The sequence below is a fragment of the Eubacterium sp. An3 genome, from assembly GCF_002159465.1.
Taxonomy (GTDB): domain Bacteria; phylum Bacillota; class Clostridia; order Lachnospirales; family Lachnospiraceae; genus Anaerobutyricum; species Anaerobutyricum stercoris.
Genome location: NZ_NFIR01000003.1, coordinates 26,308 through 41,133, shown reverse-complemented (window position 1 = coordinate 41,133; position 14,826 = coordinate 26,308). Strand labels below are relative to the sequence as shown.

Genomic DNA, 14,826 nt, shown 5'->3' with positions numbered 1-14,826 from the left:
AAGACCACAGACAGGTTCGCCCGACTCGGCCCTCACTCGGTCTGAACGACAGGATACATCTATTCAGGAAATATGACAGTCCTCGTTCACAGCTCGCGGTCGAAAGCTGTCTGTGTCCAAAATGTCATCTGTGTTGTGTAAACTTTCCTGCTTCTTATCACCTCGACATAATCATGTGTATAAATGCCGGGGGTTCACAGGAAACACAACCGGAATCAGCCACAATGGTACAGATGCCGTCGAGATGGAACGGGAGTTTTGCCACAATCTTAATGATGCAATAAGACAGAGATTTGCGGCATCATATCTCAATAGAAAAGCACAGCGGGAAAGGTCGGCGACGACTGTGAGCGCAGGCGTCATGGGGATAGTATCGTTTGTGCTCCCATGATCAGCCTGCCGAGGTGGAGGAGAAGAGCTTCCCGCCTGCGTTTTCTATAGTGTATACAGCATCGCAAATCTCGTCTGCTCCTACATCCTCAGATTTTATTGAACCCCACAGTTCCACCTCGACAAATCCCTATTTTACAAAAATATGAAGATTTCATGAAGGTTCTGTATTTTTTCTCCTAAAAGCCGCCAAGTGTGGTATGATAAGGCAATGATGAGAAAATAAAAGAAATGCAGGGAGGGTGACATGAATATTTCTTTTTTTCTTCTTCCGAAGAGTGAAGTGACATACATTGAGCAGGAGGATACCGTCGGCAGGGCGCTGCGGGTCATACATAAGAACGGATTTCAGGCGGTGCCGGTCATCGATGAGGAAGGCCGTTATGTGGGAACTGTCACAGAGGGGGATTTCCTCTGGAATCTCATTGAGGACTATCATATGGATATGGAGGCCATGCGGAAAGTGGGAGTTGCGTCTCTGCGGAAGAAATGGGATTATAAGGCAGTGAGTATTGATGCGAATATGTCCGAGCTGGAACAGTATATTATGAATCAGAACTTTGTTCCGGTGGTGGACGGAAGAAATGTATTTATCGGAATTGTCACACGTAAACAGATTATCAGTGAGATGATACGCAAGAAAAACAAAAATGGAGAGAACCAATGACACAATTGCAGTTACCGGAATCTTTTCTGGAGATGATGAGGCAGCTTCTCGGCGAAGAGTTTGACGCATTTTTGGAAGGATTTGACGGAAGAAGACAATTTGGTCTGCGGGTAAACACATCAAAAATGGAACTGGAGGAATTCGAAAGAATTGCTCCTTTTCATTTGAGAAAAATCCCGTGGATTCCGGAAGGATATTTTTATGAGGAAGAGGATGCTCCGGCCAGACATCCGTTTTATGCGGCGGGGTTGTTTTACCTGCAGGAGCCGAGCGCCATGACTCCGGCTTCCCGGCTTCCGGTACAGCCTGGAGAACGGGTGCTGGACCTGTGCGCCGCACCCGGCGGCAAAGCGACGGCTCTGGGAGCGCGGCTCAGAGGCGAAGGACTTCTTGTGGCTAACGATATCAACACTGCGCGGGCAAAAGCGCTTCTGCGGAATCTGGAGCTGTTCGGCATTTCCAACGCCTTTGTGACCAATGAGCCGCCTTATGTCATGGCGGAACGCTATCCGGAATATTTTGACAAAATCATGGTGGATGCGCCCTGCTCCGGCGAGGGCATGTTCCGGAAGAATCCGGCGGTCATTGACGCGTGGCAGGAGAAGGGACCGGAATATTTTTCCCGGCTGCAGAAGGAAATCATCCTTCACGGCGCCGATATGCTCCGTCCCGGCGGTCAGATGCTTTATTCCACCTGTACGTTTTCTCCGGCGGAAAATGAGTCGGTTATCGCACATTTGCTCCGGGAGAGACCGGAAATGGAAGTCATTCCCATGGAGGATTACGAAGGATTTTCCCATGGTCTTACCAGTTTTGACGGCGAATCTTTCCACGAAAGCTGCAACCTCTGCCGCCGCATCTTCCCGCACAAGATGGCGGGGGAAGGACATTTTATGGTTCTGCTGCGCAAAAAAGAAGAGGAAGAGGCCCGCTCAGATAATATGTGGTCAGAAAATGTACAGCCAGGAAATGCACAGATGGAAGAGGACAGTTGCGGCAAACGTAAAAAAGATAAGAAAAAACGCAAAAAAACGTCCCGTCAGAATCAGCGGGATGATCAGAATAAAAACTGGTGGGATGCCTGCAGAGGTCTTGATAAAGAACAGCGCCAGGCTCTTGCCGAATTTTTCTCGCATGTCTGTCTGCCGATTCAAAGCGAACGCATCGATATCCGCGGTGATAAAATTTACTATGTGCCGGAGGAGACCCGCGCTGACCGCATGAGCGGCAGGATACATTTCCTGAGAAACGGCCTGTATATGGGAGATTTGAAGAAAAAACGCTTTGAGCCGTCCCAGCCTTTTGCTCTTGCGTTGTCCCGGGAGACTTTTGACAGCTGCCTGAATTTCCCGGGCGAAGACGAACGGCTGCAGCGCTACCTTCGGGGAGAGAGCTTCCAGCTGAGTGCGGAGGAGCAGGCAGGAATATTCTTTGGCCGGCAAAAGGAACCGGCAGAACAGATAGAGCGACAGTCGTCACAGACCGCCTTACCGAACGGCTGGTATCTGATTCTTGCCGACGGTTATCCGTTGGGCTTTGGCAAACTGGCCGGGCAGACCGTGAAAAATAAATACCCGGCGGGCTGGAGGAAGAATTAATTGAAAGTTATCGCGTGATGGTTTGATTCTCCGAATATAACAATAGCTGTCTTATAAGAATAGGTGGCTTATAAAAACAGCCGGCGCAAAACTGTTTTCAGCATATGCGTCGGCTGTTCGTTCTTTTATTAACATTAATTCATTTGGCGGTTGAGCCGCATTTATTTTATATCCATATCCTTCATCATCCGCTGTACAGTATCCCGAATCTGTTTTTTCAAAAATATCTCCTGAAATGATTCATTGTACGGCGGATATGCAATACCAAATTCAGTGACAATGCCTGTGATCAGATCGTGGTCGGTCACGTCGAAAGCAGGATTGTAAACCTTTACACCGGGAGCGGCCATTGGCTTTTCGTACCACATGTCAGTGACCTCTTCCGGTTTTCTCTGTTCGATGACAATATCGTCGCCGGTGGCGGTGTCCATATCGATGGTGGAGGTCGGCGCGCACACGTAGAACGGTACATTGTATCGCTTAGCGGCGAGAGCCGCCATGGAAGTACCGATTTTGTTGGCGGTATCTCCGTTGGCCGCCACACGATCGCATCCTACGAACACAGCCTGAATCTTGCCTTCACGCATAAGGGAGGCGGACATGTTATCGCACAGCAGCGTAACGTCCAGACCGGCGCTTGACAGCTCGAAACTGGTAAGTCTTGCGCCCTGAAGCAGCGGACGAGTCTCATCACAGTATACTTTGAAATTATAGCCCTTTTCCTGCCCCAGATACATCGGGGCGGTGGCGGTGCCGTATTTTACCGTGGCAAGCTGTCCGGCGTTGCAGTGGGTCAGCAGGCCGTCGCCCGGTTTCACGAGAGACAGTCCGTATTTGCCGATGGACCGGCAGACCAGAATGTCCTCTTCGCGGATGGCTAAGGCTTCATCATGAAGAGCGTCGATAATCTGCGGCACAGAAGCGCCCTTGTGCTCAAGCACCACATTTTCCATGCGACGAAGCGCCCAGGACAGATTGACCGCCGTCGGCCGGGAGGAATTCAGATACTCAGAAGCCTCGCGGAAACGGCGAAGGAACTCATTGTAATCCGGAGTGGTTTTCCCTTGCCCTGCGGAATCGCCGCTCTGTTCTGCCATGGAAATCGCAATCTCTCTTGCCGCCAGGTACACCCCGATGGCGGCAGCCACGCCGATGGCAGGAGCGCCGCGCACTTTCAACAGGTAGATGGCGTCCCAGATATCCTTCTGAGCAGTGAGCGAGAGAATCTCAATGCGGGAAGGCAGCTTGGTCTGGTCGATGATCACAAGGGCGTGTTTTTTATCATCGAGTGCCACTGTGTCATAATCAAGAATGGTTTTCTCCGGGCCGATGAGAGGATTGTCCGGCTCCATGGCACGGATGGCGTCTGTCATGGCGCGATAATACTCTCCGGCCGTCTGGAAATCTTTCTGATGCATGATCAGATCTTTGGCGAAGGTCAGCAGAATCTTCTCTGCTGTCGCACGTTTATCTATATCTTCAATAACAGTAATATCTTTATTATGCGCCATGCCCACGATTCGGCGGATGCATTCGGTACCGGCGTATCCGGCTGTGTCGGCAAGGATTTCCGACAGATAAGATGCTTTGAAGTCGTCGGACTTGGCCAGCGGCTCTGTTACCTGCTCGTCATAAAGACGAAGAAACTTCTCTCTGAACAGATCAACGATTTCCATGATGGCGCACATACACCAGCCGCAGAACTGCGCCTTTTCCTCTGGATCGCTGATGGTGGCGTTGCCGTTTGCCCACGCAAAAAACAGGTTGGCTATTACATTTCCTATGTCATAACCCATCGGGCCGAAGAAGGCAAACTCCGGATCAAATACGAAAGTATGCTCCTGGTTGATAAATACCGAACCAGTGTGCAGGTCGCCGTGGATCAGCGACTGGGCGTGATTCATAAAACGGAATTTGAGCCGTGCCACCTCCGCTTTCAGGGCCTTGTCGCCGTAAATTTCCTTCTCCACAAAATCTTTCACAGGAGGAAAGACGTCGTTTCGGCCGTTGTAGTTGAGGATCGGCTCGCCAAACACGAGATTCTCCGTGATGTCGCACAGTTCCGGGTTGGAGAACTCACGCACCAGAGCTTTACGTTTCTGATGATCCATGACGATATCGGTGGTCATCAGAAGACTGTTCACAAGAAATGTACTGATCTGTTCCGGAAACTTCGGATACATCTCATGATGAATCAGTCCGGTGCGCATCATTGTATGCCCGATCATATCCTCCATGATCATGGCGCACATTACCCCGTCATAGAGGTATACCTCAGGAACCAGTCCAGGGCACAGAGCGCCCTGGAGTTTCAGAATACTGGCCTCAATCCGTCCCCGGTCTGTGGTCAGAGTCATTTTATCAGAAATACGAAGATGCGTTCCCGCCTGCTTGACGATGATGGAACGCCCGCTTTTTTCATCCTTCACCCGGAAAACATAATTAAGATTGCCGTCGCCGATCTCTCTGCAGGTAAGAGACGACTCCGAGTCAAAATAATGGAGCTTCGCCTGCACGTAATCGATGACGTCCGGCTCCTTCATCAGAAAATAGCTGCTGAAATCAGACAAATCAATCTCCCCCTTTCCACAGGAAATGTAATTTCTCCCGTATGCCTTCTCTTTAATCTCCGGCCCGCCTGCAGCCCGGAGAATTCTGCACAAATAAACACATTTGCCGTTACTGTTTGCACAGCGACCGGCAATCATTTGTTATTATTATAAAATAGCTCTTTGCGAAAAACAATGAAAAAATCGGGGGATTATGATAGTTAAAAGAGAAAATCCCGTGCGACGGATGTCGTTCGGGGATGGATCATCCAAGGCAGAGCTTCCCTGCCTTTTTTCTGCTTCCGATATTTTGTGACAAAGACCATATGACAGGTGAGCAGATAGACCGCATGCCGCTTCCCGTTGTGATCCATGATACGCCTCCATCAGAACAAAACATCTGTTTGCATAGTAATCCCATATATGATATAATCAGAGTATAAAACATCCCGGCGTTTTGCAAGCGGAAAAGGAAGGAGGATGCGGTATGCTGCGGACGCTGACCATTGACCTGAAAAAAGATTGCCCGGCCTACGTTTACTTAAAGCGGAACACCACCGGGACCAGGGCGCTGCGGAATACCGCGCTCTTTTACCTGCGGAACACGATGACCGGACTGCGGAAATCCCCGGAGGAACGGACGAAGCTGGAGACGGAGGTCCTGCATGATGTCTTTACCGGGATCCATATGGCAAATGAAGCCAAAGGAAAACGGTACCGGGAGCGGATGCTGCGGCTGAGAGCCTCCGGGATGCATGGGATGCCGGTCTACGGCTATATCATGGGCGCGGTACGGGACGCGAAGCCCCTGCCCTGCCCGGATGAGACGCACTGGCACCTGTCTTACGCCCAGCTGGACGCCATCCTGAAGTTCACAAAGAACCCGTCTTACTATAGCTGTACTTCCCAGGTGAACCAGCAGGCGGTCAAAAAGACCGTGCAGGCATGGAAGTCCTGGCTCTCCGCCCTGTCGGACTGGCGGGGGCATCCCGGGAAATACCGGGCGAAGCCGAAGATGCCGGGGTATATCCGGGCGAAGGAAGCGACTGCCCACTTCACGAACCAGGTGGCGAAGATCGCCGTGGCAGGGGATGGGCGGCTGCGGCTCACTTTTTCCACTCCGCGGGGCTGGGAGAAAGCACCGGTGCTCTACCTGGGGCCAGCCTCTCTCCTGAAAGGGAAGTATGTGAAGCTGGAAGTGAAGCCCTACCATGGGAAGTATCGTCTGCTCCTCACTTACGAAGACAGAACGGAGATGCCGGGACGCCCGGACCATCCGGGACGGATTCTGGGCCTGGACCCGGGGCTTGATAACTTCCTGGCCGGGGTCACCAACACAGGAGCCCTGCCGTTCCTGATCAGCGGGAAGTGGCTGAAATCCCGGAACCAGTGGTTCAACAAGGAGCGTGCCCGGCTGCTGTCCGCCAGGACAAAGGGCAAAGACTCCCGTCATTCGGAGAAGGCATCCAGGCGGCTGTCTGCCCTCAGCCGGAAGAGGGAGGATACTTTCCGGGACTTCTTTTACAAGGCGGCCCACTGGGTCTGCCGGTACTCCGTGAGATACCGGATCGAAGCCATCGTCATCGGGCATAACGAAGGGCAGAAGCAAGAGCTTCCTTTCCGGAAGAAGGATAACCAGAACTTTGTATCCATACCTGTCTCCCGCTTCCTCCTCTGCCTGCAGTCCGTTGCGGCCCGGTATGGGCTGCCGGTCATCATCCGGGAGGAAAGCTATACCTCGAAAGCCAGCCTGCGGGATGGGGATCCTATCCCGACCTATGGGGCAGATGACCCAAAAGAAGGTGACACTTTTTCCGGGAAAAGGGTCAAACGGGGGCTGTACCGTGCCGGGGATGGGACGGAATGGAACGCGGACCTGAACGGAGCCGGGAACATCCTGCGAAAAGAATACCCATACGCTTTTGACGGGAAAGAACCGGCAGCCAGCCCGATCCAGGTCATCACCCGGGAGCAGCTGTGCCATGCGAAAAAGAAGGCGCCGGCAGCAACTTACCGCCGGGAGAAGAGCCTTATTTCTCGCCTGCGGCACGAAGAGCGGAAAGAAAGACGCCGCGCCTGCCAGGAAGCATTTGCGGCGTAGGGAAGTAAACCCGTCACAGGGGATAGGGGGCGTGTGTCCGCCCCGTGAGGCCCAGAGCCTCACAAAGAAGCTCCATGCGACGCCAGTCGCTTGGGGTAGTTCACAGTATAATTACTTGCAGGATAAAAAGCGACAGATAGAAGACAGAACAGAAAGGAATAATTTGACCAATGACAGGATTTGATATGATCACGGGAATACTTGCCGCGGCGGTTATCGCCGCTTACGGAAAAGGATACATATCGTTTGCGGAGGGAAGAGGGGAAGAATGTGTTCTGTACACCATGCTGTGCGCCGTCGGGCTGATTTTTCTTGTCCGCCGGCTCATTAGCCGCCGATACCTGAGAATGTCTATGAGAAAGGTGGATAAATTAAGCGGCCGAGCCTTTGAAAAATATCTGCGGGCGCAGTTTAAGCATCTGGGCTACCGGGTGACGCTGACCGACTACAGCCATGATTACGGCGCCGATCTGATCGTCCGGAAGCGGGGAGAGAAGATTGTTGTTCAGGCGAAGCGCTATGAAAAAAATGTAGGTATCGCGGCCGTTCAGGAAGCGGTGGGATCCGTGGCATATTATGACGCTGACAGAGCCATGGTAGTTACTAACAGCGGGTTTACAAAGAGCGCCCGCAATCTGGCGCGGCAGAACGATGTGGAACTTTGGGGACGTTATGATATTCAGAAGAAGTTCAAGATCCGAGAATAACTGTGATTTCAAAATTATCAGAAAAATATTAAAATAAAGAGATGAAAACTAATATTTATCAGAATATTTAATCATTTTTGAAAAACAAAAATTTTTTTGAAAAATAGTATTGACAAAAAATAAGCTTTATATTATAATGCAGATACAAACAAAGAAAGGACGGATTAGTCCATTATATAAATCTTGTAGTTGTTAATTTTCAGTTTTTTGTCAAAGAAAAAGAGGTGAGACCACCAAGAAGGTTAATTTAATTTCAAGATTTAAATAAGCACAGGAGGTACAGACCGCCAGAAAGACTAATTTGAACTCAAAACTATACTAAGTAAAGGAGGTACAGACCACCAAAAACTTTAATCTGACACTCAAACGATACTAAGACAGGAGGTACAGACCACCGGAAGTAGTAAGTAAGGAATTCAGGAGAAGCTGAAGGAAGAGGTACAAGAGGTAAGGGGTTATCGATAGCAGAGCCTGATGAGTTGAGAAGCAGAAGTTGTACAGGTCACCGCGCAGTTTGTCTTAGGATTCAAAGGATTGGCACTTTGAAATTGTGATTACAGGAAAGTTCGCTCGAGATTTTAAGGAAGCTTGAAGGTGGAGGAGAATAACCGGTTATAATTGTGTAGGGATAGGTAAATGAATTGGTGAAAGTTTCCCGGAGAGTTTTTCTTAGAGTTAAGAGGAAAAGTATTTGAGGTACGGTCCGAAGAAAACATAACGTAATATTCGAAACGATATTATGAACAGGAGGTATAGACCGTTGGACATAATAAGTGAACAGTGAAAGGGAGCATCCGAATTGGTAGTCAGATGCTCTCTTTTACTTTGCCTGTAAAATCCTTTGTTGACGATTCTTCTTTTTTAATGTAAATTATTAATAGAATGTTACAGTTATTTTACAATTTTACAAAAAGAAGAAGGAGAGACAGCAAATAATGAATATTGTAAAAAGGTTACGGACATTTCTGACTCTGTGTCTGGTTCTGGGAGTTATGATCTGGCTGGGACATGGGATGGAGACGAAGGCAGCCATTGTATCGACAGGGCATCAGAAGTATTCATACACGGAATACCGGAAGGATCTGCAGCAGCTTCAGAAGAAATATCCGGAATACTGTCAGGTCAATGTGATTGGAAAATCAGCTGATGACCGGAATCTCTATGAAGTGATTCTGGGCAATGCACAGGCAAAAAAGCATCTGGTCGTGATTGCAAATCTTCATGGACGGGAATATATGACAACACAGCTTTGCATGAGCCAGATAGAGTATTATTTGAAAAAATATAATAAAAAAATCAACGGCACAAAGGTATCTAAGGTGCTCAATGAGGTGGCTATTCATTATGTGCCTTCCAGCAATCCGGATGGAACGGCAATCAGTCAATTTGGGTTCGGTGCGATACGCAATAAAAGTCTTCGGGCTGCCTTGCGGAAGATGCCGGGAAGTACCACCAGGTGGAAAGCCAATGCAAGAGGTGTGGATCTGAACCGGAATTGGGCCGTGGCGTTTCGTAGAGGAGGAACCCGTGGCTACGCCGGATTCCATGGCAATAAGGCAGCCAGTGAGCCTGAGGTAAAGGCTCTGGTGAAGATAGTCAATCGTATTGAAAAAAGAGGGAAAATTGTAGGGGTTGTCAGCTATCATTCCACAGGATCGATTCTATATGGAAGGTGCGCGAGCAATGCCACATCAAAGGTGGAGCAGATTACAACCCGGATGTATAAAACAGCTCAGAGTCTGACGGGTTACAGGCTGATGCCGACGGAAAGTATCAGTTCTGCCGCCGGATGCTCCAGAGAGTATTTTCTTTATGAAAGGGATATTCCATGTATAACGCTGGAAATTGGCCGCGGCGCCTGCCCGCTGAGTATCCGCGAGTTTCCGTCCATCTGGAAGAAAAATAAAGATGTTGTGATCCGGGAAGCAATGCTGTTTGACTGATCCGGATAAAAATCAAAAAGGAGCGCTGTCCCCGTAAAAAACGGTTGACAGCGCTCCTTTTGTATCCTCAAGGTATTCTGTGCAGAAAGATATTGGGATATCACTGAACCAATGGCGGCAGGATGCCTCGTCTCAATGAGGATATGTACAATATGCCGTTTGCTTTAATAACTCTTATATGGTTTCTCCATTAATTTGACAAACTCGTATAATGTCATGGCGGTAACGCCGGTGCCGCCTTTGGAGTAGATCTCTGTGTCGGCGTCGGAATCTGAGGTGCCGGCGATATCCATGTGAATCCAAGGCTTGCGCTCCACGAACTCATTTAAGAATCTGGCAGCTGCGATGGCGCCGCATTGTGTACCACAGTTGGCGATATCGGCAACGGAAGACGCGTTCAGATCTTTATATTCATCGTCGCCGAGAGGCATACGCCAGATATTTTCTCCAGCGAGAATGGAAGCCTGCACCAGCTTGGCGATGAGCTCGTCGCTGTTGCTGAATACGCCGGTGTAACGGCTGCCCAGAGCAACCTGACATGCGCCTGTCAGTGTGGCAACATCAATGAGAGATGTGGCGCCGCATTCGCGGATGGCGTATGTAATGGCGTCAGCCAGAGCCATGCGGCCTTCTGCGTCTGTGTTGGCAACTTCAATATACTTGCCGTTCATGGAAGCGATGATGTCTCCCGGTTTCATGGCTTTGCCGGAAACCATATTTTCGCAGGCAGGAATCACGGCAGTCACATTGATGCCGAGCTTTGCCTGAGCGATGGCGCTCATGGCGGCGATGACAGCGGCGGCTCCACCCATATCGCCGTGCATTCCTTTCATGGAAGCGGAAGGCTTCAGATTATAGCCGCCGGCGTCAAAACAGATGCCTTTGCCGATCAGAGCAATCTTTTCTTCGTCTGTCACCCGTCCGTTATACTCCATGACGATAAACTTCGGAGGCTGTTTGGAGCCTTTGGCAACAGACAGGAAAGCATTCATGCCCAGAGCCTCGCAGTCCTCTTTTTCAAGGATAGTACATTTGATGTTATGTTTGTCGCAGACAGCCTTTGCCTCCTCAGCCAGAGCAGAAGGAGTCATTACATTGGCAGGTTCGTTGACCAGATCGCGTGCCAGCGCTACAGCGGAGGCCATCATATGGGAATACTGCTCCTCTTTCTTGAAAGAGGCGGAATCTACGCCGGTCAGAATACCAAGATTCAGTTCCGGAGTCTCTTTTTTGTCAGAATGATATTTATCAAAGGTATAGTCTGCCAGGAGAATTCCTCTCATGGCGGAATTAAGCCAATAGGAAACGTCGTCACCGATGGCGGTCATCAGAAGATTATGTCCTTTCAGCTTCTTGGCCTCTTTCAGAGCTGCCCCGAACTGAAGCTGATATCTTCTCGGCGAAGCATGTTCCGGAATGCCGATAAAAATCAGATTGTAGTAAGGCTGCCCCTGGTAAGAAAAATCTTTGCCGCGAAGTCCGTACACCTTGCTCCCACCAACCAGCTCATCTTCCTGAAGTCCCTTAAAAATCTCGCTGACTTTGCCAAGTTCGATGCTCAGGCGGTTTTTGTGGTTATATGTAACGAGCAATGTATCAAATTCGTAATCCTCCAGGTCTACGAGACGTTGTATTTGCATTTTGATACGCTCCTTTCTTAATATTGACATCTGTTTTCGATGAATTGCCGTCTGTTATCCGGAAATGGGGAATATATCTGTCTGTGCCGGCATACCGGCGTACTTTCCCCTTATAAAAGATAGCTTTAGTATAGCACAATTAGAATTTGAAAAACAGAAAAAACTTGTACATAATACATAAATTTTTAGTGATGAGAAATCTGTTTTTGCATAAACTTTTTATGTACAGGGTAATTTTTTGCTTCTTTTATCGAAGATTGACAAGAAGAAATTTTTCCAGTATAATAATTAACATAGTTAATTAACAAGACAAACTAATTTGTGTATGATTTGGTTTTATAGAAAGGGGACTGACAGACATGAATGAATATTCTGCAATGACACCGGAGATTCAGAAGCTGGCTTCCATAAGTATGGAACATGGTCAGATACCGGCGGGACTGTACGACACCTATCACGTTCTCCGGGGTCTCAGAGATGTAAATGGAAAAGGAGTCCTGGCAGGACTTACAGACATTTCCACGATCATATCCTCACGGATCGTAGATGGAAAGAGTGTTCCCTGTGAAGGCGAGCTGAGATACCGGGGATATGATATCAAGGATCTGGTTGCCGGCTTTGCCAAAGAAGAACGATTTGGTTTTGAAGAGACAGCATTTTTAATCTTATTCGGACGTCTTCCGGACGCAGAGGAGCTTGACAGATTCCAGAAGCTGCTGGGAAGCTACCGTACACTGCCGACGAATTTTGTCCGGGACGTCATTATGAAGGCGCCGAGCAACGATATGATGAATACTCTGCAGAGAAGTATTCTGACTCTTTACAGTTATGACGATATGGCGGATAATATCCAGATTGATAATGTCCTGCGGCAGTGTCTGCAGCTGATCAGCACTATGCCGATGCTGGCGGTATACGGCTATCAGGCTTACAACCATTATGTGGAGGGCAAGAGTTTCTATGTGCATTCCCCGAAGCCTGAACTGTCCACAGCGGAGAATATCCTACGGCTCCTGCGTCCGAACAAGGAGTATACTAAGCTTGAGGCGAGGATTCTTGATATCGCTCTTGTGCTTCATATGGATCACGGCGGAGGTAATAACTCCACGTTTACAGACCATGTGGTGACTTCCTCAGGAACAGATACCTACTCAGCTATCGCTGCTTCCCTGGCGTCCTTGAAAGGACCGAAACACGGCGGTGCAAACCTGAAAGTAGTCCGCATGTTTGACGAGATGAAGGAAGAGGTTAAGGACTGGAAGGATGAAGAAGAGATCAAGGCGTATCTGCTGCGTCTGCTGAATAAAGAAGCGTTTGATCACAGCGGACTGATCTATGGTATGGGACATGCCGTTTACTCTATCTCCGACCCGAGAGCGCAGATATTTAAAGGATATCTGGGCAAACTGGCTATAGAAGAAGGCTATGAGGATGAGTTCCATTTCTATGAGACAGTGGAGCGTCTGGCGACAGAACTCATCACGAGCCGCAGAAAAATATACAAAGGCGTCAGCGCCAATATTGACTTTTACAGCGGATTTATGTATCGTATGCTTGGTCTGCCGGATCAGCTCTTCACACCGATGTTCGCCGTGGCCCGTGTAGTCGGCTGGAGTGCGCACCGCATTGAGGAGCTCATGAACTGTGATAAGATCATACGTCCGGCGTACCAGAGTATTGCGGCAGAGGAAACATATGTGCCAATCTCTGAAAGAAAGGCAGAAGAATAAAAGATCTGGGAGGAATTATGGAATTCGAAGAAGCAGGATCATCGGAACAAAAAACGCAGCAAGTTCAAAGAAGAGATGATAATCAGAACGGAAAACGTCAGGAAGAGAATGATGACAGCGGCTGGCCTGTCGGCAGCGTCAGTACGGATGATTATAAAGAACTGATCGTACAGATGCGCAAGTCCAATCTGCTGTTTCAGCAGATGAGCAGCGTGCCGCTGGGGGAACTGACGATGCTCCTTGCCATCAGCCGTCAGTCGGAGAGAATCGGCGCCGTCCGGGTTTCGGGATTGGGTAATGCCATGAAGCTGTCCCGTCCGGCTGTTTCCCGTATGCTTCATGTTCTGGAGAAAAAGGGATATATTCAGATGAAGAACGGCGAGGAGGATCAGCGGTATGTTTTTGTTTCGCTTACTGATAAGGGACAGAAACTGCTGCACCAGGAGATGGCCTATGGCTACCATGTGCTGGAAAAAGTGCGGGAGAGGATGGGCGATCGGTGCCTCCATGATTATCTGCACTATTGCGGGAAGTTTCACGAGATTCTGTCAGAAGAGATTATAAAGCTGAACAGCAAATAAAAAGAGCCCCATAACCCATGGGTGACGACCGTCTGTCGACAGTCAGAGAATATCCGGCTTTTGACAGACGGTTATCAGCAGGGTTATGGGGCTGTCTTTTTGTTATTCCCCAAACACAGCAATATAGTCTTTCTTAAACTTCTCAATACCTGCATCGGTCAGCGGATGTTTGGTCATTGTCTCGAGCACGCTGTAAGGAACTGTTGCGATATCAGCGCCTGCAAGAGCGCAGTCTGTCACATGAATCGGGTTGCGGACGCTGGCAGCGATGATCTCTGTATCGATATCAGATACGGCAAAGATCTCAGCAATCTCACGAATTAAATCCACGCCGCGTACATTGATGTCATCAAGACGTCCCAGGAATGGAGAAACGTAGGTGGCTCCTGCCCGTGCAGCCAGAAGTGCCTGATTTGCGTTGAAGATCAGAGTTACATTTGTTTTAATGCCCTCTGCACTTAACACTTTAACAGCCTTCAGTCCTTCCACAGTCATAGGAATCTTTACAACCATATTCGGATGAATGGAAGCAATCTCCCGGCCTTCCTTGATCATACCTTCCGCGTCGGTGGTGGTAGCCTTTACCTCGCCGCTGATCGGGCCGTCCACGATGGTGGTGATCTCCTTGATAACTTCGTTAAAATCCCGGCCTTCCTTTGCAATCAGGGAAGGGTTGGTGGTCACACCGCAGATCACGCCCATATCATTTGCCTTGCGGATATCCTCTACCTTAGCTGTGTCAATAAAAAATCTCATAATACAGTCCTCCTCACATATGTATTGCCCTGATGGCTGCACCTTAATATGTAAATGTGCCGGCCGCAATAAAATGCACTGGCCACATAGTATGAATGACAGATCTGTCGGGACAGACGTCTGAAAATGCAGTCATCATAAATAAAAGTATCTATCGCAACATT

The 14,826-nt window shown here is 49.1% G+C and carries 11 protein-coding genes and 1 pseudogene; 7 read left to right on the top strand and 5 right to left on the bottom strand.

Features of this window, described 5'->3' with window-relative positions:
• Positions 1 to 637: 637 nt before the first annotated feature.
• Positions 638 to 1,057: a CBS domain-containing protein gene (locus B5F87_RS04465; protein WP_087277438.1), complete on the top strand. Its 420-nt coding sequence runs from the start codon at positions 638 to 640 to the stop codon at positions 1,055 to 1,057.
• Complete coding sequence (locus B5F87_RS04460; RefSeq protein WP_087277435.1) at positions 1,054 to 2,655, top strand: RsmB/NOP family class I SAM-dependent RNA methyltransferase; 1,602 nt, start codon at positions 1,054 to 1,056, stop codon at positions 2,653 to 2,655. Before B5F87_RS04465 ends, B5F87_RS04460 begins: the two co-directional genes overlap by 4 nt.
• Positions 2,656 to 2,816: 161 nt before the next feature.
• On the opposite strand, the gene mtnA is transcribed toward B5F87_RS04460, so the two are convergent.
• From mtnA to B5F87_RS20925, 3 genes and pseudogenes are all read right to left on the bottom strand, one after another.
• Positions 2,817 to 4,007, bottom strand: coding sequence for an S-methyl-5-thioribose-1-phosphate isomerase (mtnA, locus tag B5F87_RS04455; protein ID WP_087277971.1), 1,191 nt, complete (start codon positions 4,005 to 4,007; stop codon positions 2,817 to 2,819).
• 45 nt (positions 4,008 to 4,052) lie between these two features.
• A pseudogene (gene mtnK / locus B5F87_RS04450) lies at positions 4,053 to 5,198 on the bottom strand (S-methyl-5-thioribose kinase); the annotation flags it as partial.
• A 227-nt stretch (positions 5,199 to 5,425) separates the two neighbouring features.
• Positions 5,426 to 5,578, bottom strand: a complete 153-nt coding sequence (locus B5F87_RS20925; RefSeq protein ID WP_158096952.1) for a hypothetical protein — start codon at positions 5,576 to 5,578, stop codon at positions 5,426 to 5,428.
• A 113-nt stretch (positions 5,579 to 5,691) separates the two neighbouring features.
• Between B5F87_RS20925 and B5F87_RS04445 the strand changes: the two genes are divergently transcribed.
• The 3 genes from B5F87_RS04445 to B5F87_RS04435 all read left to right on the top strand — a co-directional run bounded on the left by B5F87_RS04445 (position 5,692) and on the right by B5F87_RS04435 (position 9,955).
• The gene (locus B5F87_RS04445) at positions 5,692 to 7,305 is read left to right on the top strand and encodes an RNA-guided endonuclease TnpB family protein (RefSeq protein ID WP_087277432.1); all 1,614 of its coding nucleotides are present in this window, start codon (positions 5,692 to 5,694) and stop codon (positions 7,303 to 7,305) included.
• Positions 7,306 to 7,475: 170 nt separating this feature from the next.
• Positions 7,476 to 8,012: a restriction endonuclease gene (locus B5F87_RS04440; protein WP_087277429.1), complete on the top strand. Its 537-nt coding sequence runs from the start codon at positions 7,476 to 7,478 to the stop codon at positions 8,010 to 8,012.
• Between the two features lie 935 nt (positions 8,013 to 8,947).
• Entirely contained in the window at positions 8,948 to 9,955 is a 1,008-nt protein-coding gene (locus tag B5F87_RS04435) for a M14 family zinc carboxypeptidase (protein ID WP_087277426.1), read from the top strand.
• Between the two features lie 164 nt (positions 9,956 to 10,119).
• Here the strand turns inward: B5F87_RS04435 and B5F87_RS04430 are convergent, their stop codons facing one another.
• Entirely contained in the window at positions 10,120 to 11,595 is a 1,476-nt protein-coding gene (locus tag B5F87_RS04430) for a leucyl aminopeptidase (RefSeq protein ID WP_158096951.1), read from the bottom strand.
• 359 nt (positions 11,596 to 11,954) lie between these two features.
• On the opposite strand from B5F87_RS04430, the gene B5F87_RS04425 reads away from it, so the two are divergent.
• Positions 11,955 to 13,325: a citrate/2-methylcitrate synthase gene (locus tag B5F87_RS04425; RefSeq protein ID WP_087277420.1), complete on the top strand. Its 1,371-nt coding sequence runs from the start codon at positions 11,955 to 11,957 to the stop codon at positions 13,323 to 13,325.
• A gap of 17 nt (positions 13,326 to 13,342) precedes the next feature.
• On the top strand, positions 13,343 to 13,906 hold the full coding sequence (locus B5F87_RS04420) for a MarR family transcriptional regulator (protein WP_087277418.1): 564 nt from the start codon (positions 13,343 to 13,345) through the stop codon (positions 13,904 to 13,906).
• A gap of 102 nt (positions 13,907 to 14,008) precedes the next feature.
• Here the strand turns inward: B5F87_RS04420 and fsa are convergent, their stop codons facing one another.
• Complete coding sequence (fsa, locus tag B5F87_RS04415; RefSeq protein ID WP_087277415.1) at positions 14,009 to 14,662, bottom strand: fructose-6-phosphate aldolase; 654 nt, start codon at positions 14,660 to 14,662, stop codon at positions 14,009 to 14,011.
• Between the last annotated feature and the right edge of the window lie 164 nt (positions 14,663 to 14,826).

Bases quoted from the DNA above. Each gene is read 5' to 3' on its own strand.
- B5F87_RS04465 (WP_087277438.1), top strand. From the start codon at position 638: ATGAATATTTCTTTTTTTCTTCTTCCGAAGAGTGAAGTGACATACATT.
- B5F87_RS04460 (WP_087277435.1), top strand. From the start codon at position 1,054: ATGACACAATTGCAGTTACCGGAATCTTTTCTGGAGATGATGAGGCAG.
- mtnA (WP_087277971.1), bottom strand. From the start codon at position 4,007: ATGGAGCCGGACAATCCTCTCATCGGCCCGGAGAAAACCATTCTTGAT.
- B5F87_RS20925 (WP_158096952.1), bottom strand. From the start codon at position 5,578: ATGGATCACAACGGGAAGCGGCATGCGGTCTATCTGCTCACCTGTCAT.
- B5F87_RS04445 (WP_087277432.1), top strand. From the start codon at position 5,692: ATGCTGCGGACGCTGACCATTGACCTGAAAAAAGATTGCCCGGCCTAC.
- B5F87_RS04440 (WP_087277429.1), top strand. From the start codon at position 7,476: ATGACAGGATTTGATATGATCACGGGAATACTTGCCGCGGCGGTTATC.
- B5F87_RS04435 (WP_087277426.1), top strand. From the start codon at position 8,948: ATGAATATTGTAAAAAGGTTACGGACATTTCTGACTCTGTGTCTGGTT.
- B5F87_RS04430 (WP_158096951.1), bottom strand. From the start codon at position 11,595: ATGCAAATACAACGTCTCGTAGACCTGGAGGATTACGAATTTGATACA.
- B5F87_RS04425 (WP_087277420.1), top strand. From the start codon at position 11,955: ATGAATGAATATTCTGCAATGACACCGGAGATTCAGAAGCTGGCTTCC.
- B5F87_RS04420 (WP_087277418.1), top strand. From the start codon at position 13,343: ATGGAATTCGAAGAAGCAGGATCATCGGAACAAAAAACGCAGCAAGTT.
- fsa (WP_087277415.1), bottom strand. From the start codon at position 14,662: ATGAGATTTTTTATTGACACAGCTAAGGTAGAGGATATCCGCAAGGCA.